General features: G+C 65.3%; 24 protein-coding genes and 3 tRNA genes. 18 read left to right on the forward strand and 9 right to left on the reverse strand.

The window, feature by feature from the left end:
- Together RCJ92_RS08735 and RCJ92_RS08740 are read right to left on the reverse strand one after the other, a co-directional pair.
- On the reverse strand, positions 1-350 hold a 350-nt coding region (locus tag RCJ92_RS08735; protein WP_446754328.1), incomplete at its 3' end, for a DUF5671 domain-containing protein.
- Positions 350-808, reverse strand: a complete 459-nt coding sequence (locus RCJ92_RS08740; RefSeq protein ID WP_446754329.1) for a hypothetical protein — start codon at positions 806-808, stop codon at positions 350-352. The genes RCJ92_RS08740 and RCJ92_RS08735, both read right to left, overlap by 1 nt.
- Before the next feature lie 103 nt (positions 809-911).
- Between RCJ92_RS08740 and dusB the strand changes: the two genes are divergently transcribed.
- The 4 genes from dusB (at position 912) to RCJ92_RS08760 (ending at position 5,516) form a co-directional block, all read left to right on the forward strand.
- Positions 912-2,105 carry a tRNA dihydrouridine synthase DusB gene (gene dusB / locus RCJ92_RS08745; RefSeq protein ID WP_246049750.1) on the forward strand — a complete coding sequence of 398 codons (1,194 nt, stop codon included), beginning with the start codon at positions 912-914 and terminating at the stop codon, positions 2,103-2,105.
- A gap of 39 nt (positions 2,106-2,144) precedes the next feature.
- On the forward strand, positions 2,145-3,431 hold the full coding sequence (locus RCJ92_RS08750; RefSeq protein ID WP_446754330.1) for a deoxyguanosinetriphosphate triphosphohydrolase: 1,287 nt from the start codon (positions 2,145-2,147) through the stop codon (positions 3,429-3,431).
- A 77-nt stretch (positions 3,432-3,508) separates the two neighbouring features.
- Positions 3,509-5,389, forward strand: a complete 1,881-nt coding sequence (gene dnaG / locus RCJ92_RS08755; RefSeq protein ID WP_138175208.1) for a DNA primase — start codon at positions 3,509-3,511, stop codon at positions 5,387-5,389.
- Positions 5,390-5,443: 54 nt separating this feature from the next.
- Positions 5,444-5,516: transfer RNA gene (locus tag RCJ92_RS08760), tRNA-Asn, on the forward strand.
- A gap of 182 nt (positions 5,517-5,698) precedes the next feature.
- Here the strand turns inward: RCJ92_RS08760 and RCJ92_RS08765 are convergent.
- The 6 genes from RCJ92_RS08765 to RCJ92_RS08790 all read right to left on the reverse strand — a co-directional run bounded on the left by RCJ92_RS08765 (position 5,699) and on the right by RCJ92_RS08790 (position 13,800).
- Positions 5,699-6,796 (reverse strand): pyridoxal-phosphate-dependent aminotransferase family protein, encoded by a 1,098-nt coding sequence (locus RCJ92_RS08765; RefSeq protein ID WP_138925827.1) that lies wholly within the window; start codon positions 6,794-6,796, stop codon positions 5,699-5,701.
- Positions 6,797-6,926: 130 nt separating this feature from the next.
- On the reverse strand, positions 6,927-9,341 hold the full coding sequence (locus RCJ92_RS08770) for a GNAT family N-acetyltransferase (RefSeq protein ID WP_446754331.1): 2,415 nt from the start codon (positions 9,339-9,341) through the stop codon (positions 6,927-6,929).
- Between the two features lie 10 nt (positions 9,342-9,351).
- Positions 9,352-10,752 (reverse strand): lysine N(6)-hydroxylase/L-ornithine N(5)-oxygenase family protein, encoded by a 1,401-nt coding sequence (locus RCJ92_RS08775; protein ID WP_446754332.1) that lies wholly within the window; start codon positions 10,750-10,752, stop codon positions 9,352-9,354.
- Positions 10,749-12,269, reverse strand: coding sequence for a pyridoxal phosphate-dependent decarboxylase family protein (locus RCJ92_RS08780; RefSeq protein ID WP_396278049.1), 1,521 nt, complete (start codon positions 12,267-12,269; stop codon positions 10,749-10,751). Before RCJ92_RS08780 ends, RCJ92_RS08775 begins: the two co-directional genes overlap by 4 nt.
- 278 nt (positions 12,270-12,547) lie before the next feature.
- Positions 12,548-13,453: an MFS transporter gene (locus RCJ92_RS08785; RefSeq protein ID WP_446754333.1), complete on the reverse strand. Its 906-nt coding sequence runs from the start codon at positions 13,451-13,453 to the stop codon at positions 12,548-12,550.
- On the reverse strand, positions 13,342-13,800 hold the full coding sequence (locus tag RCJ92_RS08790) for a hypothetical protein (protein WP_446754334.1): 459 nt from the start codon (positions 13,798-13,800) through the stop codon (positions 13,342-13,344). The genes RCJ92_RS08785 and RCJ92_RS08790 overlap by 112 nt, the downstream gene beginning before the upstream one ends.
- A gap of 215 nt (positions 13,801-14,015) precedes the next feature.
- On the opposite strand from RCJ92_RS08790, the gene RCJ92_RS08795 reads away from it, so the two are divergent.
- From RCJ92_RS08795 to RCJ92_RS08830, 8 genes are all read left to right on the forward strand, one after another.
- Entirely contained in the window at positions 14,016-15,098 is a 1,083-nt protein-coding gene (locus tag RCJ92_RS08795) for a glycosyltransferase family 4 protein (RefSeq protein WP_446754335.1), read from the forward strand.
- Between the two features lie 123 nt (positions 15,099-15,221).
- A tRNA-Asn gene (locus RCJ92_RS08800) sits at positions 15,222-15,294 on the forward strand.
- Positions 15,295-15,493: 199 nt separating this feature from the next.
- Positions 15,494-15,994 carry a mycothiol transferase gene (locus RCJ92_RS08805; RefSeq protein ID WP_396278052.1) on the forward strand — a complete coding sequence of 167 codons (501 nt, stop codon included), beginning with the start codon at positions 15,494-15,496 and terminating at the stop codon, positions 15,992-15,994.
- A 320-nt stretch (positions 15,995-16,314) separates the two neighbouring features.
- A complete protein-coding gene (locus RCJ92_RS08810; RefSeq protein WP_396278053.1) occupies positions 16,315-17,157 on the forward strand; it encodes a phage holin family protein in 843 nt (280 codons plus the stop codon).
- Positions 17,158-17,308: 151 nt separating this feature from the next.
- On the forward strand, positions 17,309-18,232 hold the full coding sequence (locus tag RCJ92_RS08815) for a DMT family transporter (RefSeq protein ID WP_446754336.1): 924 nt from the start codon (positions 17,309-17,311) through the stop codon (positions 18,230-18,232).
- A 40-nt stretch (positions 18,233-18,272) separates the two neighbouring features.
- Positions 18,273-19,466, forward strand: coding sequence for a glycosyltransferase (locus RCJ92_RS08820; protein ID WP_138925835.1), 1,194 nt, complete (start codon positions 18,273-18,275; stop codon positions 19,464-19,466).
- A gap of 91 nt (positions 19,467-19,557) precedes the next feature.
- Positions 19,558-19,631 (forward strand) — tRNA-Ile (locus tag RCJ92_RS08825).
- 174 nt (positions 19,632-19,805) lie between these two features.
- The gene (locus tag RCJ92_RS08830) at positions 19,806-20,627 is read left to right on the forward strand and encodes an SGNH/GDSL hydrolase family protein (RefSeq protein ID WP_446754337.1); all 822 of its coding nucleotides are present in this window, start codon (positions 19,806-19,808) and stop codon (positions 20,625-20,627) included.
- Positions 20,628-20,703: 76 nt separating this feature from the next.
- Here the strand turns inward: RCJ92_RS08830 and RCJ92_RS08835 are convergent, their stop codons facing one another.
- Complete coding sequence (locus RCJ92_RS08835) at positions 20,704-21,225, reverse strand: M23 family metallopeptidase (protein WP_346922497.1); 522 nt, start codon at positions 21,223-21,225, stop codon at positions 20,704-20,706.
- Between the two features lie 388 nt (positions 21,226-21,613).
- Between RCJ92_RS08835 and rpsB the strand changes: the two genes are divergently transcribed.
- The 6 genes from rpsB to RCJ92_RS08865 all read left to right on the forward strand — a co-directional run bounded on the left by rpsB (position 21,614) and on the right by RCJ92_RS08865 (position 26,764).
- A complete protein-coding gene (gene rpsB / locus RCJ92_RS08840; RefSeq protein ID WP_446754338.1) occupies positions 21,614-22,447 on the forward strand; it encodes a 30S ribosomal protein S2 in 834 nt (277 codons plus the stop codon).
- 146 nt (positions 22,448-22,593) lie between these two features.
- Positions 22,594-23,430, forward strand: coding sequence for a translation elongation factor Ts (gene tsf, locus RCJ92_RS08845; RefSeq protein ID WP_138173404.1), 837 nt, complete (start codon positions 22,594-22,596; stop codon positions 23,428-23,430).
- A 253-nt stretch (positions 23,431-23,683) separates the two neighbouring features.
- A complete protein-coding gene (gene pyrH / locus RCJ92_RS08850) occupies positions 23,684-24,406 on the forward strand; it encodes a UMP kinase (RefSeq protein WP_138173402.1) in 723 nt (240 codons plus the stop codon).
- Positions 24,407-24,508: 102 nt separating this feature from the next.
- Positions 24,509-25,066, forward strand: coding sequence for a ribosome recycling factor (gene frr, locus RCJ92_RS08855; RefSeq protein WP_138173400.1), 558 nt, complete (start codon positions 24,509-24,511; stop codon positions 25,064-25,066).
- Positions 25,066-26,070, forward strand: a complete 1,005-nt coding sequence (locus RCJ92_RS08860) for a phosphatidate cytidylyltransferase (RefSeq protein WP_446754339.1) — start codon at positions 25,066-25,068, stop codon at positions 26,068-26,070. The genes frr and RCJ92_RS08860 overlap by 1 nt, the downstream gene beginning before the upstream one ends.
- Before the next feature lie 121 nt (positions 26,071-26,191).
- Positions 26,192-26,764: a DivIVA domain-containing protein gene (locus RCJ92_RS08865; protein WP_138173396.1), complete on the forward strand. Its 573-nt coding sequence runs from the start codon at positions 26,192-26,194 to the stop codon at positions 26,762-26,764.
- The last annotated feature ends 38 nt before the right edge of the window (positions 26,765-26,802 follow it).

The raw sequence follows: 26,802 nt of genomic DNA on the forward strand, positions 1-26,802 counted from the left end.
CCCAGCAACGTGCACAGCGTACTGAACCCGATCCCCAGGCCCAGAAGGTAGACCAGGGCCGCCTGGATCGAGTAGATCAGCGACCCCGCCTGACCGGCGGCCAACCGCGGGACCAACGCCCGCCACAGCACCCAGGCCAGCGGGCCGGCCACCACGGTGGCGGCCAACGCCATCGGCAACGCACCGGAATCGGCCTCCGGGGCGCCGGCCATGGACAGGGCGGAGGAAATCAGTGCCGCCAGCCCGGAGGTGAAGATCATCAACAACACAAAAAGCAGGCCGTGCATGACCAGGGCCCGCACGGTGCCCACGGTGCTGCGCGGCGCGGCAGCCAGGGAGGTGGCCATCATCAGTACCCCATTTCCTCATCCGTGCACAACGCCACAAGCCACGGCGCCAGGCTGACCTTCCAGACCCCGTCCTGGCGGGTGAGCTGGAACTCATCCTCGTAGCCGCCCACCCCCAGGGACAGGGGTCCTTCCAGATGCAGCATGTGCATCCGCACCCGTACGATCGCGGTGGAGCCGGTGGTGGAAGCGGACACCAGCTCCATCCCCACCTCCTGCAGCCCCTGCCCGTCGTTGCAGGCCCGCTGCCCGGGCTGTACGGACAGCCGGTGCACCTGCTCCCAGTCAGCGGCCGAGTAGGCATTCAGGTAGGACTGGGTGGCGGCCTGCGGCGAACCGGCCGGCAGCTGGGCGCCGCCCGGACGCAGCAGCACCACGCTCACGGCGGTGATCAGCACCACCGCGCACAGTCCTGCTAGGACCCACACCAGCCGTCGCGAGGAGGCGGCAATACTAGTCATGACCCAATTCTGCGCATCAGCCGGTGCGAAGGCCAGCCCGGGGTGGTCTCGGTTTGATGAAGATCTCAGCCCACCACGCCAAACTTTTTGGGATAATGGTTCGGTGACCCTGCTATCCGATACCCCCGCCGTGCCCCAGACGCCCACCAAACTCGAGCTGCCGCCCCTGCAACTGGGCAAGCACACCATCGAGACCCCGGTGGTGCTCGCCCCCATGGCCGGCATCACCAACCGGGCGTTCCGCCGGTTGTGCCGCGAATACGGCGGTGGAGTGTATGTCACCGAGATGGTCACCGCCCGCGCCCTGGTCGAACGCAACCAGGAGTCCATGCGCATCATCTCCCACGACGCCGACGAGCAGCTGCGCTCCATCCAGATCTATGGGGTGGATGCCAAGACCGTGGGCGCCGCGGTGCGCATGGTCGTCGAGGAGGACCTGGCCGACCACATCGACCTGAACTTCGGCTGCCCGGTCCCTAAGGTGACCCGCAAGGGCGGGGGAGCGGCCCTGCCATGGAAGACCGACCTGTTCACCGCGATCATCGCCGCCGCCACTTCCGAGGCCGCCAAGGGCGAGATCCCGCTGACCATCAAGATGCGCAAGGGCATCGACGAGGACCACCTGACCTACCTGGAGTCGGCGAAGATCGCCCGCGACCACGGGGTCGCGGCGGTGGCGCTGCACGGGCGCACCGCCCGCCAGCACTATTCCGGCCGTGCCGACTGGGAGGCGATCGCCACCCTGCGCGAGGCGCTGCCCGATGTGCCGGTGCTGGGCAACGGAGACATCTTCTCCGCCGAGGACGCGGTGGCGATGGTGGAGCAGACCGGCATCGACGGGATCGTGGTGGGCCGAGGCTGTCAGGGCCGGCCCTGGCTGTTCGGCGACCTGCAGGCCGCCTTCGAGGGCCGCGCCGACCGGTTCCGCCCGGGCCTGCGCAAGGTCGCGGACACCGTCTACCGGCACGGCGAGCTGCTCACCGAGTTCTTCGAGGACGAGGGCAAGGGCATGCGCGACATCCGCAAGCACATGGCCTGGTACTTCAAGGGCTACCCGGTCGGCGGGGAGATCCGCTCCGCCCTGGCCAAGGTCCCCACCCTGGCCGAGCTGCGCGAACTGCTGGACTCCCTGGACCTGGAGATGCCCTACCCGGGCGCCGACGCGGAAGGCACCCGCGGCCGGGCCGGGCACCCGAAGAAGACCCACCTGCCCGAGGGCTGGCTGGAGAGCCGGGAAATGGATGAGAAGCACAAGGCGATGATCGCCGCGGCCGAATTGGACATCTCCGGTGGATAACGCCCGGGGTGCCGACCAAAACTCACTAGACTGGTTTCCATGACCGAACTGCAGGGATATACCGAAGCTGATCAGGAGCGTTGGGTACCGGAACCGGCCAAGAAGGCCTACCGCACCGCATTCGAGCGGGACCGCGCCCGGGTGCTGCACTCTTCGGCCCTGCGCCGGCTGGGCGCCAAGACCCAGGTCGTCGCCCCCTACTCGGATGACTTTGTGCGCACCCGACTGACCCACTCCCTGGAGGTGGCCCAGGTGGGCCGCGAACTGGGCGCCGCGCTGGGGTGCGACCCCAACGTGGTGGACACCGCCTGCCTGGCCCACGACCTGGGCCACCCGCCCTTCGGGCACAACGGCGAAAAGGCGCTGAACGAGCTGTCCACCGGCATCGGCGGGTTTGAGGGCAATGCGCAGACGCTGCGGCTGCTGACCCGGCTGGAAACCAAGACCTTCCGGCACAACGGGGCCAGCGCCGGGCTGAACCTCTCCCGCGCCTCCCTGGACGCGGCCTGCAAGTACCCCTGGACCCGGGACACGGCCCCGCTGCGCCACGACGGCAAGCCCACCGCCAAGTTTGGGGCGTACCTGGATGACCTGCCGGTGTTCAACTGGCTGCGGGAGGGCCCGGACACCGCCCCCGGCCAGGTATGCATGGAGGGCCAGGTGATGGACCTGGCCGATGACATCTCCTACTCGGTGCACGATGTGGAGGACGCGATCGTGGGCGGGAACCTGCAGCTGCGCTGGCTGCGCCACGCCCGCCAGCGCGAACAGGCCCTGGAGGTCACCCGCCAGTGGTACCTGCCCGGCACCGACCTGGCCGACATCGAGGCGGCCCTGGCGCGCCTGGAGCACACCGCCGAATGGGTGCCGCACGCCGACGGGTCGCGCCGGTCGCTGGCCGCGCTGAAGGACATGACCAGCCAGTTCATTGGCCGCTTCTGCCAGGCCGCGATGGACGCGACCCGCGCCGAATACGGCAACGGGGCGCTGACCCGCTATAACGCCCAGCTGATCGTGCCCACCGAGACCGAACACGAGATCGCGGTGATGAAGGGGATCGCGGCCACCTACGTGATGACCGACACCGAACGCCAGCCGCTGTACGCCGATCAGCGGGCGCTGCTCACCGACCTGGTCAACCTGCTGATGGAGACCGAGGAGAAGTACCTGGAGCCGATCTTCGCCGCGGACTGGCGCGACGCGGCCGATGACGACGAGCGGCTGCGGGTGGTGGTCGACCAGGTCGCATCGCTCACCGACGCGTCGGCCAAGGAATGGCACGCCACCCTGGTCAAGGGCGAAAGCTTCAACGAGCGCCTGTTCTAGCGCTCGGGAATGCGGCGTCATCCACAACGCGTTGACGCCAATAAGCAGGCGGGTACACCGCCTCTAGAGTGAGGGTCATGGCAGGGCTGATTAAACGCGAAGACATCGACGAGGTGCGCAACCGCACCGACCTGAAGGAGGTCGTCGATTCCTACGTCACGCTCAAATCCGCGGGCGTGGGTTCCTTCAAGGGGCTGTGCCCCTTCCACGATGAGCGCACCCCTTCCTTCCACATCCGCCCGCAGCTGGGCACCTTCCACTGCTTCGGCTGCGGCGAGTCCGGGGACGTGATCGCGTTCATCCAGAAAATGGACCACTCCTCGTTCACCGAGACCGTGGAGCTGCTGGCCGGGCGCATCGGATACGAACTGCATTATGAGGACGGCGGCAGCGGGCCGCGCCGCGAGGAATACGGCAAGCGCCAGCGCCTGGTGGACGCACACAAGGTGGCCGAGGAATTCTTCCGCACCCAGCTGGGCACCGAGGAGGCGGCCACGGCCCGTGACTTCCTCACCGGGCGCGGCTTTGACGCGCAGGCGGCGAACCAGTTCAGCGTCGGCTACGCGCCCAAGGGCTGGGACGGGCTGCTCAAGCACCTGCGCTCGAAGGGGTTCCGGGATGAGGAGCTGAAGCTCACCGGCATGTTCTCCGAGGGGAACCGCGGCCTCTACGACCGGTTCCGCGGCCGACTGACCTGGCCGATCCGGGACCTGGCCGGGGCCACCATTGGCTTTGGGGCCCGCAAGCTCTACGAGGATGACCAGGGCCCGAAGTACCTGAACACCCCCGAAACCCAGCTGTACAAGAAATCCCAGGTGCTCTACGGCATCGACCTGGCCAAAAAGCGGATCTCCAAGAACCGGCAGATCGTGGTGGTGGAGGGCTACACCGACGTGATGGCCTGCCATCTGGCCGGGATCGACACCGCCGTGGCCACCTGCGGTACCGCCTTCGGCACCGACCACATCAAGATTGCCCGCCGGCTGCTGCAGGATGACGGCACCGGCGGGGAAGTGATCTTCACGTTCGACGGCGATGAGGCCGGGCAGAAGGCGGCGCTGCGCGCCTTCGAGGAAGACCAGCGCTTCATCGCCCAAACCTATGTATGCGTCGAACCCACCGGGGCCGACCCCTGTGACCTGCGGGTGAACCGCGGGGATGAGGCGGTGCGGGAACTGATCGAGCTCAAGCGCCCGCTCTTTGAGTTCGCCATCCGCGCCGAGCTGAAGAAGTTCAACCTGAACACCGTCGAGGGGCGGGTGCAGGCGCTGCGCAAGACCGCACCGATCGTCGGGCAGATCCGCGACTCGGCCATCCGCCCGGCCTACGCCCGGGAACTGGCCGGCTGGCTGGGGATGGACAACGAGGATGTGAACCGGGCGGTGCAGGCCGCGATCCGCCGGGCCCGGCTGCCGCGGGCCGCGGACCTGGAACCGGTCCCGGCCCAGAACGGGGCCACGGCCACCGAGCCCGTCCAGCCGGCGTTCGAACGCCCCGATCACCGCGACCCGGTGGTGCGCCTGGAACGCCAGGCCCTGGAGGTGGTGATCCAGCAGCCCGGGCGGCTGGGCAACGAGCAGTGGCAGGCCTTCTACGAGGCCCGCTTCATGGCCCCGGCCCACGCCGCGGTGCATTCGGGGATCGTCGCGGCCAGCTCCGCCGGGGCCTCTGCCAGCGCCTGGGTGCAGGTCATCCGTGACGAGGTGCCCGAGCAGCTGCGCTCCCTGGTCTCCGAGATCGCGGTGACCTCGATCCCGGCCTCCGATGAGGACAGCCTGGCCCGCTACTGCACGGACATCATCAACGGGCTGATTGAGCTGCAAATCACACACCGCAAGGCGGAGCTCATCGGCCGGCTGCAACGGGCCGAGCTGGACCCGCAAGGTGAGGAATACAGCCAGATCAACCGCGAGTTGATGGAGCTGGAGATGCGGCGAAGGATCCTGCGCGGGAACTGAGTGGCCGATTTTGGCTTTTCGAATCCGCTCGGGTAAAGTTAAATCTCGTTGCAATCCTCCATAGCTCAATAGGCAGAGCATTCGACTGTTAATCGAAGGGTTGTTGGTTCAAGTCCAACTGGAGGAGCTCACAAGGTCCCGGATCCCATGGATCCGGGACCTTTTCCATGCCCGGGCATCCCTTGGACGACCCCATCGAGGACCGGTGATCCGAAAGTTCTCCCCCAAAAAGGCCCCGCGCACAGAACAAGCGCCCGGTCCGGGCCCGGGAAGGGGTCCGGACCGGGCGCCGCCAGGAGGGGGAAGTGGCTAGGCCTTGTCGATGGCTTCGCGCAGGGCCGCCAGCAGCAGCGCCACCGAGCCCGGGTTCGCGTTCGGGCCCATCAGGCCGATGCGCCACACCGAGTCGGCGTACTTGCCCACCCCGGCGCCGATCTCGATGTTGAAGCGCTCCAGCAGGTACTTGCGCACCCGCGCCGAATCCACGGTTTGGGGAACCTTCACGCTGGTCAGCTGCGGCAGGCGGTGGCCCTGGGCGGCAAACAATTCCAGGCCCATCTCCTGGATCCCGTCCTGCAGCGCAGTGCCCGCCTCCTGGTGGCGTCGGGTGACCGCATCCAGGCCCTCTTCCAGGATGCGGTTGATGCCGGCCTCCAGGGAGGCGACCATCGCCACCGGGGCGGTGTGGTGGTAGGTGCGCCCACCGCCTGTGGACCCGGTGGTGTAGCCGCCCAGCAGCCCCAGATCCAGGTACCAGGACTGCGGGCGCTCCACCCGGCGCTCGAAGGCGCGCTCGGAAATGGTGAACGGGGCCAGGCCCGGGGCCACGCCAATGCACTTCTGCGATCCGGCGTAGCCGATGTCGATGCCCCACTCATCGGCCAGCACCGGCATGCCGCCGATGGAGGTGACCGCGTCGGTGATCAGCAGGGCATCGCCCTTGATCGCGCCCAGCGCGGCGATGTCCGAGACCACCCCGGTGCTGGTTTCCGCGTGCACCGCGGCAATCACCGCCGGGTTCGGGTGCGCATCGGCAACCCGCTGGGCGTCCACCGGCGTGCCGTACTCGTGGTCAACGCGCACCACCTCGGCGCCCACCCGGGCGGCGACCTCGCACATACGTTCCCCGAACAAGCCGTTGACCGCGATCACCGCAACATCCCCGGGGCGGATGGTGTTCACGAACGCGGCCTCCATGCCGGCCGAGCCGGTGGCGCTCAACGGCAGGGTGCGCCGGTTCCCGGTTCCCCACAGGGTGCGCAGCCCGTCGCACACCCGGTCCATGCGCTCGATGAACAGCGGGTCCAGGTGACCCAGCAGCGGAAGACCCAGGGCGGCGGTGGCCTCCGGATAGGGGTTGCACGGGCCGGGACCGAACAGGTGGCGGACGGGAACCAGGTTGCTCATAATTGCTCACTTTCGTCGAGGGGTTGGCGCACCTGGTTCCACCCTAGGCGGAAGTGGGGGCGAAGTGAAAGCTAGCTCACACCCGGCTGCCGGCAGCACCGCGCCGGGCCGCCACCCGCGCCCCTGCGCGCTAGCTTGTCCCGGCCTGGTGCTTGTCGCGCAGCGTTCGCCCGGGCGGCACCGCCGGATCCCCAAACCCGGACAGCGGGTTCTGTAGTTCCCCGGCATAGAGCAGCCCCGAGGACTGGTCGCTCAAATCCAGCATCTGCTGGTTGTTGCGCAGCTGCAGCCGGTTCAGGCAGGAGAGCGGGAACGCTTCGGTGAACAGTCCCAGCGTGTCGAAGTGCTGCGCCTGGGCCGGGTTCTGGCGTCGGTAACGCAGCAGCCGTTCGGCCACCAGCGCCCAAAACTCCTCCTGGGCCAGCAGCCGCTCGGCATCCAGCAGCGGAGCCAGGAAGCGGAAGAAGGAGTCGAAGACGTCGGTGAACACCGAGAGCACCGGATCCCCGCCGGTGCGCACCCGCCGGATGTGCTCGGGCAGCTGCACCCGGTCGGAGAGCACCGCGATCTCCTCACCCAGGTCCTTGAGCAGCACCTTGTCCACCGCCCCGTCGCGCAGCACCAGGATCACGTTCTCCCCGTGCGGCATGAACACCAGGTCGTAGGCGGCCAGGCAGTGCACCAGCGGGATCAGGTAGGCGTCCAGGTAGCGTTCCATCCAGGTGCGCGCCGGCAGCCCGCTGCGCCGGATCAAAGCCCCAACGAAGCTGTGGCCCTGCCCGTCAACATGCAGCAGGCTCGCCATGGTGGCCAGGTTCTGCCCCGGTTCCAGTGCCTCCAACGGGGATTCACGCCACAACGCGGCGAGCATCTTGCGTTGCGCGGCGCCCGGGGTGGTGGCCGCCTCGTACTGCCGGTTGCGGTAGCCGACCGCCGCGACCTCGCGCAGCAGCTCCACCGGGGCGTCGCGCAGGAACTCGTCGGTGTCGAACAGCTCCTGCAGCCATTCGTTGATCGCCGGGGTGACCTGCATGTAGTCGGCGCTCAGTCCGCGCATGAACCCCATGTTCAGGATCGACATCGCCGTTTTCACATAGTGGCGCCGCGGGTGGCTGAGGTTGAAGAACGTGCGGATCGACTGCTGCGGCTGGTAGCGGTCCGCCCCGTGGCCCAGCCAGAGCAGCTCACCACGGGCCACGTCGTTGGCGAACGTGGTCGCCAGGCGGTGCTCCCACTGCCAGGGGTGCACCGGGATCAGCAGGTACTGATCCGGGTCCCGATCGGTGCCGGCCAGCAGGTGTTCCAGCTGCCCGCGCAGCCTGCGCAGCTCCGCCGCGCCCAGCTGCTGTCGCAGCAGGTGATCCAGTGCCTGGACCTGGGGCTGTGTTGCACCAAGGTGGGTGAAGGTGGCCCGGTTATGGTGGGCCGCCACCCAGCCCAAGGGGGTGTCGGCCCCGGTTTCCGGGGCATAACGCAGATAGTCCCCGCGCCCCACCCCGATGCGTCCGTTGTTGGCCACGAAGCACGGGTGCCCCTCGGTCATCGCGGCCTCGATGCGCTGGAAGGACTGGGCGGGGGTGCCGGCGAAATCGGCCAGCTGCCCGCTGTCCTGCTGCGCGTGTTGCTGCTTGTAGCAGTGGCTGGCCAGGGTGCTGGTCAGCTCCTCCACATAGGTGGGCAGCTGCTGGGGGCTGAGGGTCAGCTCGTGGGCGAACACCGTGACGAAGTCCAGCACGTCCACGGTGTCCGGCTGCCACGCCTGATCGGTGAACACCCAATGGCGCAGTGAAGCCGGCTGCACCTGCCAATGCTCCAGCAGGTAGCGGCGGGCCTGGAATTCGTAGCGGTGCCCGTGCCCCTCAACCCGGTAGCGGCCCTCCGGCAGCGGTTGCGGGTGCAGCAGCCGTTCATGGCTGAACTCGCCAATGGCCTTGGCCAGCAGGTGGTGGTGGGCCTGCTGCCAGTGCCCGGGCCGCAAATGCCCGGGGGAGGGGACCAGCCCGGTGGCCTGTTCAAAGTCGGCCCGGGTGCAGAGCGAGAGCAGTGCGTGCTTCTGCGACCCGTCCGCTTCGGTGAGCCGCACCTGGCCCGCCGGGCGGAACCCAACCCGGGCGTTCAGTGCCTGGATCGGCTTGTTGGCCAGGTCGGGTTCCACCACCACCCGTTCGGTGCCCGGCCCGGTGAATGCGTGGGCCAGTGCGGCGGTCATCGCCGCCAGCGTGAAACCGGGTTCTGCCGCGGCCGGTGGGGCGGGGACCAGCAGGTGCAGTCCCACATCCCCGGGCACCACGTGGTAGGCCTCGGCCAGCGGGGAGGTGGCCGGGTCATAGAGCTCGACCAGGAAGCGCGGTTGCCCGTCCCGCTGCCCAAGCAGCACCCGGTAGTCCTTCGTGGCTAGCAGTTGGCGGTATTCCTCCTGGACCCGTTGCCTGCTGGCCCCGGTCAGACCCCAGAAACGGGCCTGTTCGGTGCTCACCCAGCGGTGCAGCAGGGCCGCATCCTCGGGCAGCCGCAACGGGCGGAAGCTGAAATCGGTGGTGTTCATCGTCTGTCTCCTAGTCCTTCAGCACGGTGTTGGATGCTTCCCGGTGTTCGGTGGGCAGGCCTTCGAGCCCGGCGGCCCCAAACCGCTGGAACGCGATGCGCTGCTCCACCGGGTAGGCTTCGCGTCCGGTGATCCGGTTCAGCAGCACCGAGTTGCGGTATGCGCCCATGCCCAGGTCCGGGGCGGTGAACCCATGGGTGTGCAGTTCGGCGTTCTGCACGAAAATGTCCTGGTGCACGCCCACCGCATAGTTGCGGTCCACATCCAGCCGTCCGTCCGGCAGCCGGCGCAGCCGGGAGTCGATGCCGGAGAGGAAGTCCGGGGCCCCGGTGCGGTAGCCGGTGGCCAGCACCAGGTGGTCGGTGCCAAAGCGCAGCTGACGGTGGTCATCCTCGTGGCGCAAAGTCACCTGCAGTGCGTCTTCGGCGGTGCCGGATCCGGCCTCGATGGCGGTGGCAGTGCAGCCGGTGCGCAGATGCACCGGCGGGCGGCCGTGCAAGCTGCGCTGGTAGAGCTGCTCGTGGATCTCATCGATCAGGTCGGCGTTGATGCCCTTGTACAGTCCCTTGTGCCGGGCGGAGAGTTCATCGCGCCGGCGCATTGGCAGGGCGTGGAAGTGGTCGATGTACTCCGGGGAGGTCATCTCCAGGGTGAGCTTGGTGTACTCCAGCGGGAAGAAGCGGTTTGAGCGGGTGGCCCAGACCAGGTGGTCCTCCTGCGGCAGGTGCTGCAGCAAATCCAGGAAGATTTCTGCCGCGCTTTGACCACTGCCCAGTACCGTGACGACCTTTGGGCGCTCGCCGTCGGCGCTGAGCAGCTCCGGGCGGGAGAACACGTAGCGGCTGCTGTGCACCAGCCGCCCGGTCGCCTGGGCGGCCTCGTTCGCGATCGGCGGTACGTAGGGCTGGGAACCGGTGCCGATGACCAGCCGGTCGGCGCTGATCGTGGTCATGCCGCGATTGGTGAGCACCAGCAGGAGGTAGCGGCCGTTGGCGTAGCTGGCCTGCATGACGCGGTGGCCAAAGCGCACGCTGGGCAGCTCTTCGGCGGCCCAGGCCAAATAGTTGCTGTATTCGTTGCGCAGCGCGTAGAAGTTCTCCCGGATATAGAACGGGTAGATCCGCCCGTGCTGCTTCAGGTAGTTCAAGAACGTATACCGACTGGTCGGATCCGCCATGGTGACCAGGTCCGCCATGAAGGGCACCTGCAGGTGCGCCCCCTCCAGCATCATTCCCGGGTGCCAGGCAAAATGGTCATCGGCCTCCAGCACGGCCAGGGACAGATCCTGCAGGGGTTCGGCCAGTGCCGCGAACCCCAAGTTAAAGGGTCCGGCCCCGATGGCCACGACGTCGAAGTGTTCTGCCGGAGTGCTGGATGTTCGGGAAGCGCTCTGGGCGTTGTGCTTGGTCATGGGCGTCCTTTCGCGAAGTTCTCGGCGAGCAGCTCGTAGCCGGCCTGGCAGATCAGGTCGAGGATCTCCTCCAGGTCCCGCACCGTGGTGTTGGGGTTGAGCAGGGTCAGCTTCAGCAGGCGACGCCCTTGCACGGTGGTGGCGGCGACCATGGCCTGGCCCCGCTCGTACAGCCGCTGGCGGATCGCGTCATTCAGCGTGTTCGCGTGGTGTTGGGGCAGCGGCTCGGTGGGGTGGTTGAAGCCAAATACCACCGTGCTCAGCTGCACCGGTGCTTCAAGCCGCAGCTCGGCGCGCAGCCCGATCAGCTCCTGCGCTTCGCCAGCCAGCTCAATGACCCGGTCGAACATGGTGCCGATGGCTGACGCGCCGATCGTGCGCAACCCCACCCAGAGCTTGAGCGCATCAAATCGCCGGGTGGTCTGCAGCGACTTGTCGACCTGGTTCGGGGTTTGCGCCGCGGCGGCCCGGGGGTTGAGGTAGTCGGCGTAGTGCCTGATGGAGTCAAAGTCCGTCCCCTCGCGAAGGACCAGTGCACTGGAGCCGATGGGCTGAAAGAAGGACTTGTGAAAGTCCAGTGTGACCGAGTCGGCCTGTTCGATGCCCGCCAACCGTTGCCGGTGGCGCGGTGATACCAGCAGACCGCAGCCGTAGGCCGCGTCAATGTGCAGCCAGGCCCCGAACCGGCGGGCGAGGGCCGACAGATCCGAGAGGGGGTCGATGGCCCCGAAGTCAGTGGTGCCAGCGGTGGCCGATATCGCCATCGGCACCAGTCCGGCGGCCACGTCCCGCTCAAGCTGCTCGCGCAGAGACACACTGTCCATGCGGTGGCGGGCATCGGTGGGAATGCTGTGCACCGCGTCCTGTCCCAGGCCCAGCAGCATGGCGGCATTCGCGATGCTGAAGTGGGCGTCGGCGGAGGTGTAGATGCGCAATTGCGAAAGCCGGTGCGGCAACGGGCCGTCCAGACGGGCCACTGCCCGATTCCGCGCAATCAGCATCGCCTGGACGTTGGACTGGGTGCCGCCGGAAGTAAAGATGCCGTCCGCCCGTGAGACAGCAAATCCGATGAGCCCGGCGCTCCACTGCACCAGGCGTTGTTCGATCAGGGTTGCGCCGGCGCTCTGGTCGAAGGTGTCCATGGACGTGTTCAGGCTGCTGACGAACGCCTCCGCGGCCACCGACGGGATGAGCACGGGGCAGTTCAAATGCGCGGCGTACTTCGGGTGGTGGAAGTACGCGGCATCACGCAGGTACAGCTCCTCCAGTTCGGAAAAGACCTCAGCGCTGGAACCCAGCGGTGTTTCCAGGTCAACGGCCTCGATGCGTGGTGCCAAGTCGGTGGGGGAGGGACCGGTGGTGGGGGAATTGGCCTGTTGCAGTTGGCGTGTGGCCCGATGAAGCGCGTCTTCGGTTTCCTCTCGGAATCGCGTCGCGGTGGCGCCGCACAGCAGCGTGTCCTCGGGCGTGGTCGGTTGCCGCCGTTGCGGCCGCAGAGTCTGAAGGGAGGTGCCCATGGCGTAGTCCTCAAGTTGATTACATGATGTTGGTCAGGCTTGCCTAACGGGAACTCATTAACATCACAACTAGGTAACGTATTGCAAATTCGATGCAGATCAACTTGAAATCGCCTCGGAGTTTTCTGATATTTACACCAAGGAAGAATGCAGGGATTATGATGCCCGTCACCGACGGCATGAAGACCGTAATGTGAAGCTCCCGCGGCTCTGCCGCGACTGCGAAGCCATTGATGCCAGGGTCTCAACGAGGGCACCGCGGCCTGTTGGATTCGGTGTCAGAGCTCAGCGGGGGGAGTGCGCAAGGAGCCTCTCCACAGCAGGAGAAAACTCAAAGTGCCCACGGCGCACAACAGACACCAGGACAGCAAGGACGCCCAGATTCCCACGGTTGAGCCAATTGCGCCACCCGCCAGGGAGCCGACCGGCACCGCACCGAAGGTGAACAGGCGCCGGGCGCTGCTGACCCTGCCCACGAACGCCGGGTCAACGATCGTCGTCACCCACGACATGCTGGCAATGTTGAAGATGACCAGTACCACGCCCCACAACAGAGATTGGGCCAGCAGCAAGGCCAGGGACACGTAAGGCACCGTGAAATAAGAGGTGAACACCAGCCCTGCGAGTAGGAGCTGGAAGGATCCGGTCAGCACCGTCAAGCGAGGCAGCGCCATGCGCTGCACTATCCGCTCCGAAAAAGCCGCGCCCAGCAAGCCGCCCACGGCCCCGAACGCGGTAATCACGCCAAACCACTGCGGTCCCAGCCGAAGATGGCGCAGGATCAGGATTGACTCAACAGCCGCACCCACCGCCAAGCCCGCATTGCACAAGGTCACCAGGGCCGTGACCGCCAGCAGTCGCCGATCAGCAAACAGCAGCGTCAGTCCGCTGCGCCAATTGCCCTGGGGCTGCGGGCGGGGCGATTTAATCGAGGCGCCGGAGGCCGAACTATGGTTGCGGATGGGCTGGGCCAGCAGAAGCGCCGCGGAACCCAGGCCGGCAGCCAGGGCCATCAGCGTGCTGGCTCCCAGCTGGCTGATCAGCAGCCCAAAGAATGCGGGAATGATGATGCTCAGGGCCTGGTTCGCGGCGGTGAGCCGGGCGACGAGCCTGGTGATTCCGCTCGTCGACTTCGTCGGATCATTGAGCCCGGGCACCGCCGAGATCTGCGCGGTTTCAACCACCAGGTTGCCAGTCCCAAGACCGTGACCAGCAGCAGGACCGCGGGTACGGTCAATTGGTTGGTGGCCAGCAGCAGGGTCAAGACCAGGAGCAGGGCAAGCTTTCCGGCCAGCCCCACGCGTAACCAGCGCAGGGCGCCGTGCCGGTCCACCAGATGTCCCACCGGGATCGCCGCCACAACAAACGCCACCGATCCAAGCGCGTTGAGCACGCCGATCTGAAAGGCACTGGCCCCCAGCGTCGTTACCAAGACCAGGTCGATAATGAAGTCGGCCGCAGCCCGCCCTGCCGCATCCGTGGAGTTGGAGGAAAGCAGGAATCGCTGCGAACGGGCCAATTGGTCAGTCATTTTCCTGCCTCCTTCCTTCCGCCTCGTTACAGTCTTCTTCAGCCAAGCCGCCGGTCCTTTGGAGATTACCAGCAGGTCATCCACCGGACTGGGTAAAACCCCTACTCGTTGCGCAGACAGTGTCCAGGAAAGAGCGGTGGCGCAACAGGTAACGGTCCGGATCAGCCACTAATGTGGAGAGGGTTGAAACCAGCGAACGTAAGGCGACCCGAAGAGTGAAACTCGTCATCGATGCCCGCTATACCCGTATCAATCACCATGATGGCATCAGCCGGTATACGGCAGGTTTGATTGAGGCCGTGAGCAAGCGGGCGGATGTCACCATGCTCGTCAGCGATCTGCGCCAATTATCGATGTTGCCCGACGTTCCCTACCTGAAGGTCACTTCTCCCACCTCGCCCCTGGAACCACTGGTGGCGTTGCAGGTCAATAAACTGCGTCCGGACGTCGTGTTTTCACCCATGCAGACGATGGGAACGCTGGGTCGCAAGTTCCCGGTGATCCTCACCCTGCATGACCTGATTTACTATGCGCACCCGAGGGCGCCCAAGTTTCTGCCGGCTCCCATCCGGGCGGGCTGGTTTCTGTTCCATCAGGTGTATTGGCCACAGCGGCTGCTGCTCAATCGGGCGGATGCGGTTGCCACGGTCTCCAACACCACTGCCGGGCTGATGAAACGCCATCGGTTGACCAGGAAGCACATTGGGCTGGTGTCTAATGCGCCCACCCGCCAGGCGGCTCCGCGAGCCCAGGATGTGAAGCCGGAAAAGTCCCTGCTGTATATGGGCTCGTTCATGGAATACAAGAACGTGGAGACCCTGATTGGGGCGATGGCTTGCTTGCCGGAGCACAGCTTGCATCTGCTCAGTCCAATCAACGCTGCGCGGCGCAGCGAACTGGAGGCGTTGATTCCCGCGAGCGCAACGGTGATCTTCCATGACGGGGTCAGTGAAGAGGCGTATCAGGAACTGTTGGCCCAATGCACGGCCCTGGTCACTCTGTCCCGGGAGGAAGGCTACGGTTTGCCGCTGGTGGAGGCGATGAGCGTTGGGACTCCGGTTGTGGTGACGGACATGCCGATCTTTAGGGAAGTCGCGCAGGAAGCGGCACTCTACGCGGATCCGGATGACGCCCCGGGGTTTGCCCGGCAGATCCAGCGTCTCGATGACTGGGAAGTGTGGAGGGAATACTCGCAGCGATCCCTCGAACGGGCCGGCGATTACTCATGGGACGAATCTGCCGAACAACTGATCGATCTGGCCCAGTTAGCGATCACTGAATACCGGAAGCGGAAATAAGACCACTGCCTGGTTTTTCGGACTTTCATAGCGGTCGACCGGGCCGAGAAGCAATGTCGGTGACGCTCCATTGCTGGATTTGGAAACGGGTCTTGGCCAGTGCTAAGATATTACACGTTGCGATCCTCCATAGCTCAATAGGCAGAGCATTCGACTGTTAATCGAAGGGTTGTTGGTTCAAGTCCAACTGGAGGAGCTTTGAAAGACCCTGATCCGTGTTGTACGGATCAGGGTCTTTGTCATTTCCCCCTGATCTGCCTCCTGCCCGGCGGGCTTTGGGGTCCCAAGCCGGAGGCGGATCATCCTAAGCCGCAGCAAAACGTGAGCTCAAAGGCCTATCTTCGGCGCGGGGATCGCTCCTACGATGGGCATACACCACGAAAAGGGGAGATGACATGAACTCCGTTGAGGTCCTCAAGGACTTGGCCTACCGTCCGCTCGAAGCCGCAAAATCCATTCAAGACCAGCTCACCGCCGAGAACCTGAACTGGCACCCCGGCCACGACAATTCCATTGCGTGGCTTCTGTGGCATTCAGCACGGGAAATCGATGTTCAGCTTTCCCAGCTCAGCGGCAAGGAGCCGGTGTGGACGGCGCAGGGCTACCAAGAGCGCTTCGACCTGTCTCTCGCCGAGGATGACATGGGTTTCGGGCACAGCCCCGAACAGGCGCGCAGCGTCGTCGTCGAGGATCCGCGCCTGTTGATGGAGCACCTCGAAGCCGTGATCAACGCCCAGCTGGACTACCTCAATGTCCTTAGCGATGGTGAGCTGGCGCAGATTGTGGACCGGCGCTGGGAGCCGCCGGTCAGCCGTGGGGCCAGGCTGCTCAGCATTTCATTGGATGCCTTCGCCCACGTTTCCCAGGCGCAGTACATCCTAGGGATCCAGCGCTAGGAAACGAAGCGGCGAACAAGCCGCGAAGAGGCAATGAATCCTCGCGCGATGCCGCCCAGGGGACTGTTGGCCCGCATCCCGGCCGAGCGCCGATTCACACCCGAATTCTGTTCGGGGAATTGATCAAACCCTCCAATCTGCTGGTAAATGCCGGAAATGCGGGTTCATTAGACGATAGACTGGCGAATCGATGATACGTACAGCGCAAGTTGGGGGTTCTCATACCGTGGGTTTACCTCTTGAGGCTGAGTCCGAATCAGCGGCCGGGGTGTTAGTTTTGAACCACCGGTCGCTTGGCGATCGAGAAAACTGGAGAAACCATGTCTGAAGAAGGATCGACGCGAGTAGGCGGAAATCTGAAAACCAGCATCAAGAATGCCAAGGAGCAGGTAGAGGGGCTCAAGGAGCTGGTCCCACAGCAGCTGTCCGACGAGGCGAAGCTGGCGACCACCCTCCTGAAAGACAAGGGCATCCGCATGGGCGTCGCTGTCGGCCTTGCCGTCGGCGCGCTGGTTGTGCTGTTGCTGTTTGTGATCGCTGTAGTGGTCACCCTGGTCAACGTGTTGGCAATTTGGTTGCCCGGATGGGCTGCCGCGCTGATTGTTGCCGGGTTCTTCCTGCTTGTCGCTTTGATTCTGGGCTTGGTGGGCTACCGCAAGATCAAGAAGGCGCTGCCGCTGACTCCGGACGCTGCGATTCGAGGCATCCGCCACGATATCGGCGTGCTGAAGGAAGGCAGCGAGTTCGACGAGTCGAGCCTGGATGAACCGCGCAAGAAGAAGTCCAAGGACGACGAGCACGACAAGGACGGCAAGGACAAGGAACCGAAGCCTCCGGCACCGAGCGCCGACGAACTGATCCTGCGCACCAAGCGCCGCCGCCGTCAGATCCAGGCGCTGCGTGACAACCTCGAAGAGAGCATGCGCGGCCCAAAAGCTAAGGTCGATCGCGCCCGTCGCATGGCCGACCAGGCGGGGTCGACTGTTTCGGACGCCGCGGCGAAGGCCCGCAGCTTCGTGCTGCCCTCCTCCACCACGGGGGTGCAGACCGATCAGGAACGCGCCACCCAGGAGCGGATGGAGAGGGCCAAGCCCTTCGCGCTGATCGGTGCCGGTGCGCTGGCGCTCGTCGGCGTGCTGCGCAAGCTGCTGCGTAAGTCCTAGCCTGCTTCGGATGCCGGCTGCCCCGGGCGGGGCAGCCGGTCCGGTCTGACGACCAAGGTCCACTCCAGTAACTGAATGTTCGCGACCAGACCGGGCGGACACCAGAGGGTTGACGTCGTTGCCGGTCACGAGCTGAGGAGATAGCACGGCCATGGTTTGGACCGCTGTAGCTGCCGCGTTATGTGGCGCTGTATGCCTGGCCTTCGGCGCACACTGGCAATCCGGGGCGGTGCGGACGCAAACCGGCGGGCTGAACCTTTCCTGGGGCAACATTCCGGCACTGCTGGCCAACCGACGCTGGGTATTGGGTACCCTGCTGCTGGGTGCCGGCACCGTGCTGAACGTCTACGCCCTGGCCAGCGCCCCGCTGACCGTTGTCCAGCCCATCGGCGCCATCGCGCTGGTGATCACCGCGGTGGTCAACGCGAAGGAAAACAACCTGAAGATGAACCGGCCCACGGTGCTGGCAATCGTCAGCTGCATGGTCGGTTCGGTGGGCTTCGTGCTGCTGGCCATCAACGTCACCACCCGCAACAGCGACGCCTCCCCGCAGCAGACCCTGCTGATCGAGATGATCCTCTCCGTACTGGTGGTCTTCTTCGCCGTCTTCGGTTTCCTGGGACGCCACAAGTTTGGGCCGTTCTTCTACATCGCCGGGGCAGGGGTGCTCTTCGGGTTCGTGGCGGTGTTGGTGCGCACCATCGCCATCGCGCTGATGCACCTGGAAGAGTTCAAGTTCGCGAACCTGCCCTGGCTGGCCCTGGGATTCGTGGTGATCGCCGGGCTGCTGGGCTCCTACTTCGTGCAGAACGCCTATTCCAAGGGCCCGCCGGACTTGGTGATTGCGGGGTTGACCGTGATCGACCCGATCATCGGCATCGCCATCGGCATCTCGATCCTGAACGAACTGCGCCCGGATGTGCCAGGATTCATCGGCGTGGTGATGGGCATCGCCGGCCTGCTGGCCATCGTCGGGGTGGTGGCCCTGTCAAAGCACCATCCAGATGTGATTGAACAACGCGCCAAGAAGGCTGCCGCCGGGGGAATGGACAAGCGTGACGACGCCGACAACTGAACTGATAACTGACCACACGCCTACAAGCAAGGAAGACTGCGTGGCCGAGGAAAAACCGCTGACCATCGTCATTGCCGCCGACACCTACCCGCCGGATGTCAATGGCGCGGCGACGTTCTGCTACCGGTTGGCCACCGCGATGCATTCGCGCGGTCATCGGGTCCATGTGCTGGCCAGCCGGGGAAACAAGGGAAAAACCTACACCGAGGTGCGTCCCGAGGCGATCGTGCACCGGCTCGAATCCCACGCCGTGCCCACCCACGACTACTTCCGCATCACCTACCCGTGGGAGGTCAACAAGCAGATCCAGCGGCTGCTGCGGGAGATCGGGCCCGATGCGATTCATGCCCAAAGCCACTACATGATCGGCCGGGCTGCGCTGTCCTACGGGCGCAGCAAGAATATCCGCACCGTGGCGACCAATCACCTGATGCCGGAGAACCTGAACCCGTTCCTGCCTTTCCCGCAGTGGTTCAACAACCTGTACTTCCGCTACTCCTGGTGGGACATGGGCAGGGTCTTCAACCGCGCCGAGGTGATCACCACCCCCACCCCCTTGGCGGCCAAGGCGATGCGCGAACGCGCCGGCCTGACCCGGGTGCGCCCGCTGTCCAACGGCATTGAGGTGGGCAACTACGAGCTCACCGAAGGTGAGAGCGTGCTGCGCAATGAACAACCCACCATCCTGTTCGTCGGGCGCCTGGCCGTGGAGAAGAACGTCAACGAACTGATCGAGGCACTGCCGCTGATGAGGCAGGTGCCCAACGCCGTACTGGAGATCGTTGGCGGCGGCGAACAGCGCAGCAAGCTTGAACAGGTGGCCAAGGAACAGGGCGTGGCGGACCGGGTCAAGTTCTTCGGGCACATCAGCGACGAGGAATTGCGCGAGGCCTACCTGCGCTGTGACCTGTTCTGCCAGCCCGGCACCGCCGAACTGCAGTCCCTGGTCACCCTGGAGGCGCTTTCGGCCTCCAAGCCCGTGGTCCTGGCCAACGCGTTGGCGCTGCCGCATTTGGTGGATGAAGGGATCAACGGCTACATGTTCCAGCCCGGTGACCGCAAGGACCTGGCCGAAAAGCTGGATCGCATCCTGTCACTGGATGAGACGGAGCGCGAGCGGATGGGCAGGGCCGGGCACCGCAAGGTCATGAACCACGCCCAGAAGAACACAATGGACGCCTTCGAGGGCATCTACCGCCGCATGCTCGACGGCTCGGAACAGGTGTGGGACTAAAATCGCGTGACACCCAGTTCCAGGAACCGGATGGTTATGCTCTAGAATATTTCGAGTGTGCTCAACCCCCTGGATGGTTTGCAGCTCATGCGGGGCGTTAGCTCAGTTGGTTAGAGCAGGGGACTCATAATCCCTTGGTCGCCGGTTCAAGTCCGGCACGCCCTACGCATAGAACACCGGATGCGCTGTGAAGACAGTCATCCGGTGTTTCGCATTCTCAGACGCTGCCCCTGGCAGGGTTGAGCGACAGGGCAAGGCCGTGGCGCACCCACGTTGCGCCACCGATTGTTCGAGCGTTCGTTGCCTGCCCGTCACGTTGCCTGCCTAGCCTGAATCTTCATGGGCCGGCTTTTTGTTGCGATTGGTGATTCCTTTACCGAGGGCGTGGGGGACTGGGATCCGAGATTTCCCAATGGAGTGCGGGGCTGGGCCGATCGGGTCGCGAAGCAGCTGTCCAAACAGGATCCACAATGGCGTTACGCCAATCTGGCGATCCGCAGTCGCCGGCTGGAACGCATCGTCTCCGAACAGGTTGAACCGGCGCTGGCCATGAAGCCGGACGTCATCAGCTTCTACGCCGGCGGCAACGACATCATGGAGCTGCGCAAGGACATGGCGCAGCTGCTCCACTGCTACACCCAGGCCGTGCACCGGCTTGCCGGCTCCGGCGCCCAGGTTCTGCTCTTCACCGGTTTTGACATCCCGGTCCATCCGCTGCTGGCCCCGTTGAAGCGACGCAACTGGAAGTTCAACGAGCGGGTACGTGAACTGGCCGAACAGTATCCTTCGACCGTGACGCTCGTGGACTACTGGACGTGGAACGCCTACCGGGATCGGCGGATGTGGGACACCGACAAGTTGCACATGAACCGAGCCGGGCACCGCTATATGGCGATTCGCATCCTGGAGATCCTGGGTGAAAACCACCGGCTCTCCTTCGTGCCATTCGACACCCCCGAACGGATGGGTCTGTTGCAGGCCACGCAGCGCGATGTTGAGTGGCTGCGCCAATGGGTGCTGCCCATGTTCGGCCGGCGGATGTGCGGCATCACCCTGGGCGACACCCTGCAGCCCCGTTGGCCTGAACCGATGTATCCGGCCAGGGGCATGAAGAAGCAGTATCGGAAGCGGCTGGCGCGCCAAAGCATCCAACTGCCCTGAGCCGAACCGGTGCAGCCGAACTCCTCCTGAGCCGGGCAGGGGATTCGTTGGCAGCAGCGGCACCGGAACAGCTGCATCAGTGCAGGGGAAGCAGGATCGAGGGGCGCAAGTCTTCGATCAACAACGCCGGGTCAATGTACTCGCCATTAAGCCGCACACCCCAATGCAGGCACCGGCCATCGCAGTGGGCGCCGGAGGCCACCTCACCGATGACTTCCCGTTCCCGCACCGCATCTCCGACCCGCAAGGATGAGGTCACCGGCTCAAAACTGGATTTGAAACCCTGCCCGTGATCGACGACGATGACCGGCCGGTCCACGATGAACCCGCGATAGGACACCACCCCGCCCTGCGGGGCGAGCACGCTGATGCCGGCCGCCGCCTTTAGATCGACCCCGCGGTGGCCGGGCAACCAGGTCTGCGCCGGACCATCAAATTCACGCAGCACCTGCACATCCCCGGACAGCGGCCAGTGCCATGGCTGATCGAATTCGCCCGCCGTGCCGGAGGGCACCGTGGGCGGGAGGGGGGAGAGGGCCAGCAACACCGCCAAGAGCGGAAGGACGGCCAGGGACCGGAATCTGCGAAACTTTTTCATGCCTCCACCGTGGAGCCGCGTACCCCGGCCCGGGCGATGGCGGCGACGCAATGTGGGTAACCGGTGTCACTGGATCCACCGGCCCCTGGGCACTGGAGCGCGTGGAGCCGTGTAGTACACTTGGAACTGCAGTTTCGTGCGACAGGTGTGCCCAAAACACCGGTCGCGGATGCGGAATTGACTTCGCGTGCCACGTTTCACGATTCATTTTGTGTCTAGGCCCCAGAGGTCCGAGCAATCGGTGGGGTCAGCCCGCCTGCCGCGTGCAGGCGTGAACGTAGCACTAGGGCGTATGGCCACCAGGGCCTTGCGCGGAAAACCCAAACAACTAGGGCAGTTACCGCGGTCGAAAACCGGCCGGTCCGCTACTGCCGGAAGGAGTTGCGACATGCCAGTCGTAACCATGCGAGAGCTGCTGAACAGCGGCGTCCACTTCGGCCACCAGACCCGTCGCTGGAACCCGAAGATGAAGCGTTTCATCCTGACCGAGCGCAACGGCATCTACATCATCGACCTGCAGCAGTCGCTGTCGTTCATCGACCGCGCCTACGACTTCGTCAAGCAGACCGTCGCCCACGGCGGCTCGATCCTGTTTGTCGGCACCAAGAAGCAGGCTCAGGAAGCCATTGCCGAGCAGGCCACCCGCGTCAACCAGCCTTACGTGAACCACCGCTGGCTGGGCGGCATGCTGACCAACTTCTCGACCGTTTCCAAGCGCGTGCAGCGCATGAAGGAACTGGAAGAGATCAACTTTGAGGATGTTGCCGGTTCGGGCCACACCAAGAAGGAACTGCTGCTGCTCAAGCGCGAGCTGACCAAGCTGCAGAACAACCTTGGTGGTATCCGCAACCTGAACCGCACCCCGTCGGCAATCTGGATCGTTGACACCAAGAAGGAACACCTGGCCATCGACGAAGCCCAGAAGCTGGGCATCCCGGTGGTTGCCATCCTGGACACCAACTGCGATCCGGACGAAGTCACCTACCCGATCCCGGGCAACGACGACGCCATTCGCTCCGTCAACCTGCTCACCCGCGTTGTCGCCGACGCTGTTGCCGATGGCCTGATCGCCCGCAACAACAAGGCTGCCGGCAAGGCCGAGGGTGCCGCAGAGCCGATGGCCGAGTGGGAGCGCGAGCTGCTCGAAGCCGGTGCCAAGGAAGAGGCCCCCAAGGCCGAGACCGCTACCGAGGAAGCTGCTGAAAAGCCAGCCGCCGAGTAGTCACCTGAATGACTCATGGAGTTTGTCCGTTGATGCTACGTTGAGATCAAGGGCGTAACTCCAGACCCTCTCGTGGGACGGGCCGGGACACCGACCCGTCCCACGAGCGAAATAACTTGAAACCTCCTAGTGAATGGGGAACGCACGTGGCAAACTACACCGCTGCTGATATCAAGGCACTGCGCGAGCGCACCGGCGCCGGCATGATGGACGTGAAGAAGGCCCTGGACGAGGCCAACGGTGACGCCGAGAAGGCCATCGAGATCATCCGCATCAAGGGCCTGAAGGGCGCCACCAAGCGCGAAGGCCGTTCGACCGCTGAGGGCCTGGTGGCCGCCAAGGTCGAGGGCAACGCCGGTGTCATGATCGAGATCAACTGCGAGACCGACTTCGTGGCCAAGAACGACAAGTTCATCGAGCTGGCCAACAAGGTTCTGGATGCCGCCGTGGCTTCCGGCGCCGCCGATGTGGATGCCCTGCTGGCTTACGAGCTGGACGGCAAGACCGTGGGCGACGTTGTTGTTGAAGAGGGCGCCGTGCTGGGCGAGAAGGTCGTCGTGCGCCGTGTGGCCCGCGTCGAGGGCACCAAGGTTGCCGCCTACCTGCACAAGACCAGCAAGGACCTGCCGGCCCAGGTGGGCGTGCTGCTGGCCGTTGACTCGGATTCCGAGGCTGCCGCCACCGCCGCCCACGACGTGGCCGTGCACACCGCAGCGATGGCCCCGACCTACCTGAGCCGCGACGAGGTTCCGGCCGAGCGCGTCCAGGACGAGCGCCGCATCGCCGATGAGACCGCGCGTGCCGAGGGCAAGCCGGAGAAGGCCCTGGAAAAGATCGTGGAAGGCCGCCTGACCGGTTTCTTCAAGGAAATCGTGCTGGTGGACCAGGCCTTCGCCAAGGACGCCAAGAAGTCCGTCGGCCAGATTTTCGAAGAGGCCGGCACCAAGCCGGTCGCGTTCGCACGCTTCCGCGTCGGCGCCTAACACGGGCAGCGATCCGCAGCTAGCATAGCCGCCCGGCACGGGCGGCGGGAATCAGGAGGGGAGGTGAGCACCGAGCATACTCGGTGACTCGCCTCCCCTTTCCCACGCCCGGACTCCATCCACACCGGCCGCACCGGCCACCCCAGACCCCCTGCCCCGACCACGGGACGCCCGCCCGGCACCCGGGCCCGCGCCTCGTTGCGGGGACACACCGACCAGCCGCAAGCACTACCATCCTCCAGGAGCAAAACTGATGGTCCCTACCGATACCCCCAAGCGTCGCCGCGTCCTTCTCAAGCTGTCCGGGGAGGTGTTCGGCGGCGGCAATGTCGGCGTGGACCCGACCACCGTGCGCGGCGTGGCCGAGCAGATCGCCCAGACCGTGGGCGAGGTTGAAACCGCGATCGTGGTCGGCGGCGGCAACTTCTTCCGCGGCGCCGAACTCTCGGCCGCCGGCATGGACCGCTCCCGCGCGGACTACATGGGAATGCTGGGCACCGTGATGAACTGCCTGGCGCTGCAGGACTTCCTGGAGCAGTGCGGGGTGGAAACCCGCGTGCAGTCGGCCATCTCCATGGCCCAGGTGGCGGAGAACTACATTCCGCGCCGCGCCATCCGCCACATGCAGAAGGACCGCGTGGTGATCTTCGGTGCCGGGGCCGGGCTGCCCTACTTCTCCACCGACACCGTCGCCGCCCAGCGCGCCCTGGAAGTGGACGCCGACGAGGTGCTGATGGCCAAGAGCGGCGTTGACGGGGTGTACACCGCGGACCCGAAGAAGGACCCGACCGCCCAGAAGCTGCAGACCCTGACCTACAACGACGCGCTGGTGCGCAACATCCGGGTGATGGACCAGACCGCGATGACCATGTGCCAGGACAACAACCTGAACATGCTGGTCTTCGGCATGGAAGGCGAAGGCAACGTCGCGGCCGCGATCCGCGGCGAACGGATCGGCACCACGGTCACGCCGTAGCCCATCGTGGCATAGGATTGAACTAGTTTGAATTGCCAAAGCCCGGTGGCACCGATGTGAAACCGGGTTTTGGTCCAGCCAAAGGACCCTGAAGGAGTACCGGTGATTGAGGAAACTCTGGCGGAAGCCGCCGAGAAAATGGAACGCACCATCGAGGCCGCCAAGGAAGACTTCGCGAACATCCGCACCGGGCGTGCCCACCCCGGAATGTATTCCAAGGTGATGGTCGACTACTACGGTTCGCCCACCCCGCTGCAGCAGCTGGCATCCTTCGCGGTGCCCGATGCGCGTACCATCATGATCACCCCCTACGACGTCTCCGCGCTGCGCGAGATTGAAAAGGCGCTGGGCGACTCGGAGGTCGGGGCCAACCCGTCCAACGACGGCAAGACCATCCGCGTGGTGCTGCCGGTGCTCACCGAGGAACGCCGCAAGGAATACGTGAAGCTGGCCCGCACCAAGGGTGAGGACTCCAAGGTCGGCATCCGCAACCACCGTCGCAAGGCCAAGGAAGCCATCGACAAGATGGTCAAGGACGGCGAAGTCGGTGAGGACGACGGCAACCGCGGTGAAAAGGACCTCGACGCGCTGACCAAGAAGCACACCGAGGCCATCGACGATTTGCTCAAGCGCAAAGAAGCAGAGCTGCTGGACGTCTAATGCCAGACCAGCCAGACCCGGTCGGCGGCACCGCAGCGCAGGTGCCGCCAGCCGACTCGGGCCCTCGTGCGCCGCGCACGCGGCGTGAGCTGCGCGCCGCCGAACAGGCGGCGGCAGCCAGCAAATCCAAGGCCGGACGCGACCTGCCCGCCGCCATCGCGGTGGGCCTGGTGCTGCTGGGCGCGGTCCTGGTGGGACTGTTCTGGTTCCCGCTGGCGCTGCTGGCCATGGTGGTCGTCCTGGCCGGGCTGGGCAGCTGGGAAGTTGCCCGGGCCACCAGCCACGTGCGCACCGCCGTCCCGCTGACCCCGGTGCTGCTGGCCTGCGCCCTGCTGCCGGCGGCCGCCTACTTCGGGGGGCTGCAGGCCCTGGGCTTCGCCTACCTGGGCTCACTGCTGCTGGCGGTGCTGTTCAGGATCATGCAGGCCCTGGGCTTCGCCTACCTGGGCTCACTGCTGCTGGCGGTGCTGTTCAGGATCATGGAGGGCCTGAAGGGCGCCAGCGCCTCGATCATGGCCTCGGTCTTCATCATCAGCTGGGTGCCGCTGCTTTTGAGCTTCGCCGTCCTGCTGCTGGCCGATGAGAAGGGCCGGTGGCTGATCGCCTCGATGCTGCTGCTGGTGGTCGCCAATGACACGTTCGGCTACATTGTCGGGGTGCTGCTGGGCCGGCACCCGATGGCCCCGAAGGTTTCGCCGAAGAAGTCCTGGGAGGGCTTCGCCGGGTCCATGCTCGGCGCCATGGTGATCGGTGCCCTGTGCGCCCAGTACCTGCTGCAAATGCCGTGGTGGACCGGGCTGATCCTGGCGGTGTTCATCGTGGTGGCCGCCACCACCGGGGACCTGTCCGAATCGATGGTGAAGCGCGAACTGGGCATCAAGGACATGAGCAACCTGCTGCCCGGCCACGGCGGGGTGATGGACCGGCTGGACTCGGTGCTCTTCTCCGTTCCGCTGACCTATCTCGCCTCCCACCTCATCGATTGGGTGACCACCTACTCCTAGGACCCGCGACGGTGTGCCCCGGCCCGCGGGGCAACTCGAACGCATAGAATATTGCCGGTACCGTGCGCGGTACGACCAGGCCACGAACCAGGGCGCGAGCCAGTACGACGAAGGATGAAACGTGTCGCAGCAAGCAGATACCCCGTTTTCCCGGGTCTCCGAGCAGGAGTTCGGGTACAACATGAAGCAGGTAGACGCTTTCCTGGACCGGGCGCGGGAGACCTTCAACGGCGAGGGGTCCGATGAGACCCTGGTGACCAGCCACCTGGTGCGCCGCACCACCTTCGCCCCGCAGAAGGGCGGCTACAACGCCCGCGAGGTCGACGGGGCACTGGACCGCCTGGAGGACGTGTTTGCCAAGCGGGAACGCGATGACCTGATCGCCCATCAGGGCGAGGAGGTCTGGCTGCAGCAGGTGGGCCGGTTGGCCGCCATCCTGCGTGGCCGCCTGCACCGCTCCCACGGGGAACGCTTCCGCCGCCCCTCGCGCTCCAACGCCGCCAGCTACAACGTCGAGGACGTTGACCGGTTGTGCGACCAGCTCATCGAGTACTTCGAAAAGGACGTGCCGATGAGCGTGGACTCGGTGCGCCGCGTCGAGTTCCGCACCGCGATCGGCACCGAAGGGTACGAGGAGTCCCAGGTGGACGCGTTCCTGGACCGCGTCGTGGAACTGATGGCCTCGATCGACTAGCACCGCAACGAACAAGAGCGCGGCGGGCCGCCCCTGGC

It is taken from the genome of Glutamicibacter sp. BSL13 (assembly GCF_052928425.1).

What these genes read in the sequence shown, in the direction of transcription:
- RCJ92_RS08740 (WP_446754329.1), bottom strand. Translation starts at nt 808, where the DNA reads ATGACTAGTATTGCCGCCTCCTCGCGACGGCTGGTGTGGGTCCTAGCA.
- RCJ92_RS08750 (WP_446754330.1), top strand. Translation starts at nt 2,145, where the DNA reads ATGACCGAACTGCAGGGATATACCGAAGCTGATCAGGAGCGTTGGGTA.
- dnaG (WP_138175208.1), top strand. Translation starts at nt 3,509, where the DNA reads ATGGCAGGGCTGATTAAACGCGAAGACATCGACGAGGTGCGCAACCGC.
- RCJ92_RS08765 (WP_138925827.1), bottom strand. Translation starts at nt 6,796, where the DNA reads ATGAGCAACCTGGTTCCCGTCCGCCACCTGTTCGGTCCCGGCCCGTGC.
- RCJ92_RS08770 (WP_446754331.1), bottom strand. Translation starts at nt 9,341, where the DNA reads ATGAACACCACCGATTTCAGCTTCCGCCCGTTGCGGCTGCCCGAGGAT.
- RCJ92_RS08775 (WP_446754332.1), bottom strand. Translation starts at nt 10,752, where the DNA reads ATGACCAAGCACAACGCCCAGAGCGCTTCCCGAACATCCAGCACTCCG.
- RCJ92_RS08780 (WP_396278049.1), bottom strand. Translation starts at nt 12,269, where the DNA reads ATGGGCACCTCCCTTCAGACTCTGCGGCCGCAACGGCGGCAACCGACC.
- RCJ92_RS08790 (WP_446754334.1), bottom strand. Translation starts at nt 13,800, where the DNA reads ATGACTGACCAATTGGCCCGTTCGCAGCGATTCCTGCTTTCCTCCAAC.
- RCJ92_RS08805 (WP_396278052.1), top strand. Translation starts at nt 15,494, where the DNA reads ATGAACTCCGTTGAGGTCCTCAAGGACTTGGCCTACCGTCCGCTCGAA.
- RCJ92_RS08810 (WP_396278053.1), top strand. Translation starts at nt 16,315, where the DNA reads ATGTCTGAAGAAGGATCGACGCGAGTAGGCGGAAATCTGAAAACCAGC.
- RCJ92_RS08815 (WP_446754336.1), top strand. Translation starts at nt 17,309, where the DNA reads ATGGTTTGGACCGCTGTAGCTGCCGCGTTATGTGGCGCTGTATGCCTG.
- RCJ92_RS08830 (WP_446754337.1), top strand. Translation starts at nt 19,806, where the DNA reads ATGGGCCGGCTTTTTGTTGCGATTGGTGATTCCTTTACCGAGGGCGTG.
- RCJ92_RS08835 (WP_346922497.1), bottom strand. Translation starts at nt 21,225, where the DNA reads ATGAAAAAGTTTCGCAGATTCCGGTCCCTGGCCGTCCTTCCGCTCTTG.
- rpsB (WP_446754338.1), top strand. Translation starts at nt 21,614, where the DNA reads ATGCCAGTCGTAACCATGCGAGAGCTGCTGAACAGCGGCGTCCACTTC.
- pyrH (WP_138173402.1), top strand. Translation starts at nt 23,684, where the DNA reads ATGGTCCCTACCGATACCCCCAAGCGTCGCCGCGTCCTTCTCAAGCTG.
- RCJ92_RS08860 (WP_446754339.1), top strand. Translation starts at nt 25,066, where the DNA reads ATGCCAGACCAGCCAGACCCGGTCGGCGGCACCGCAGCGCAGGTGCCG.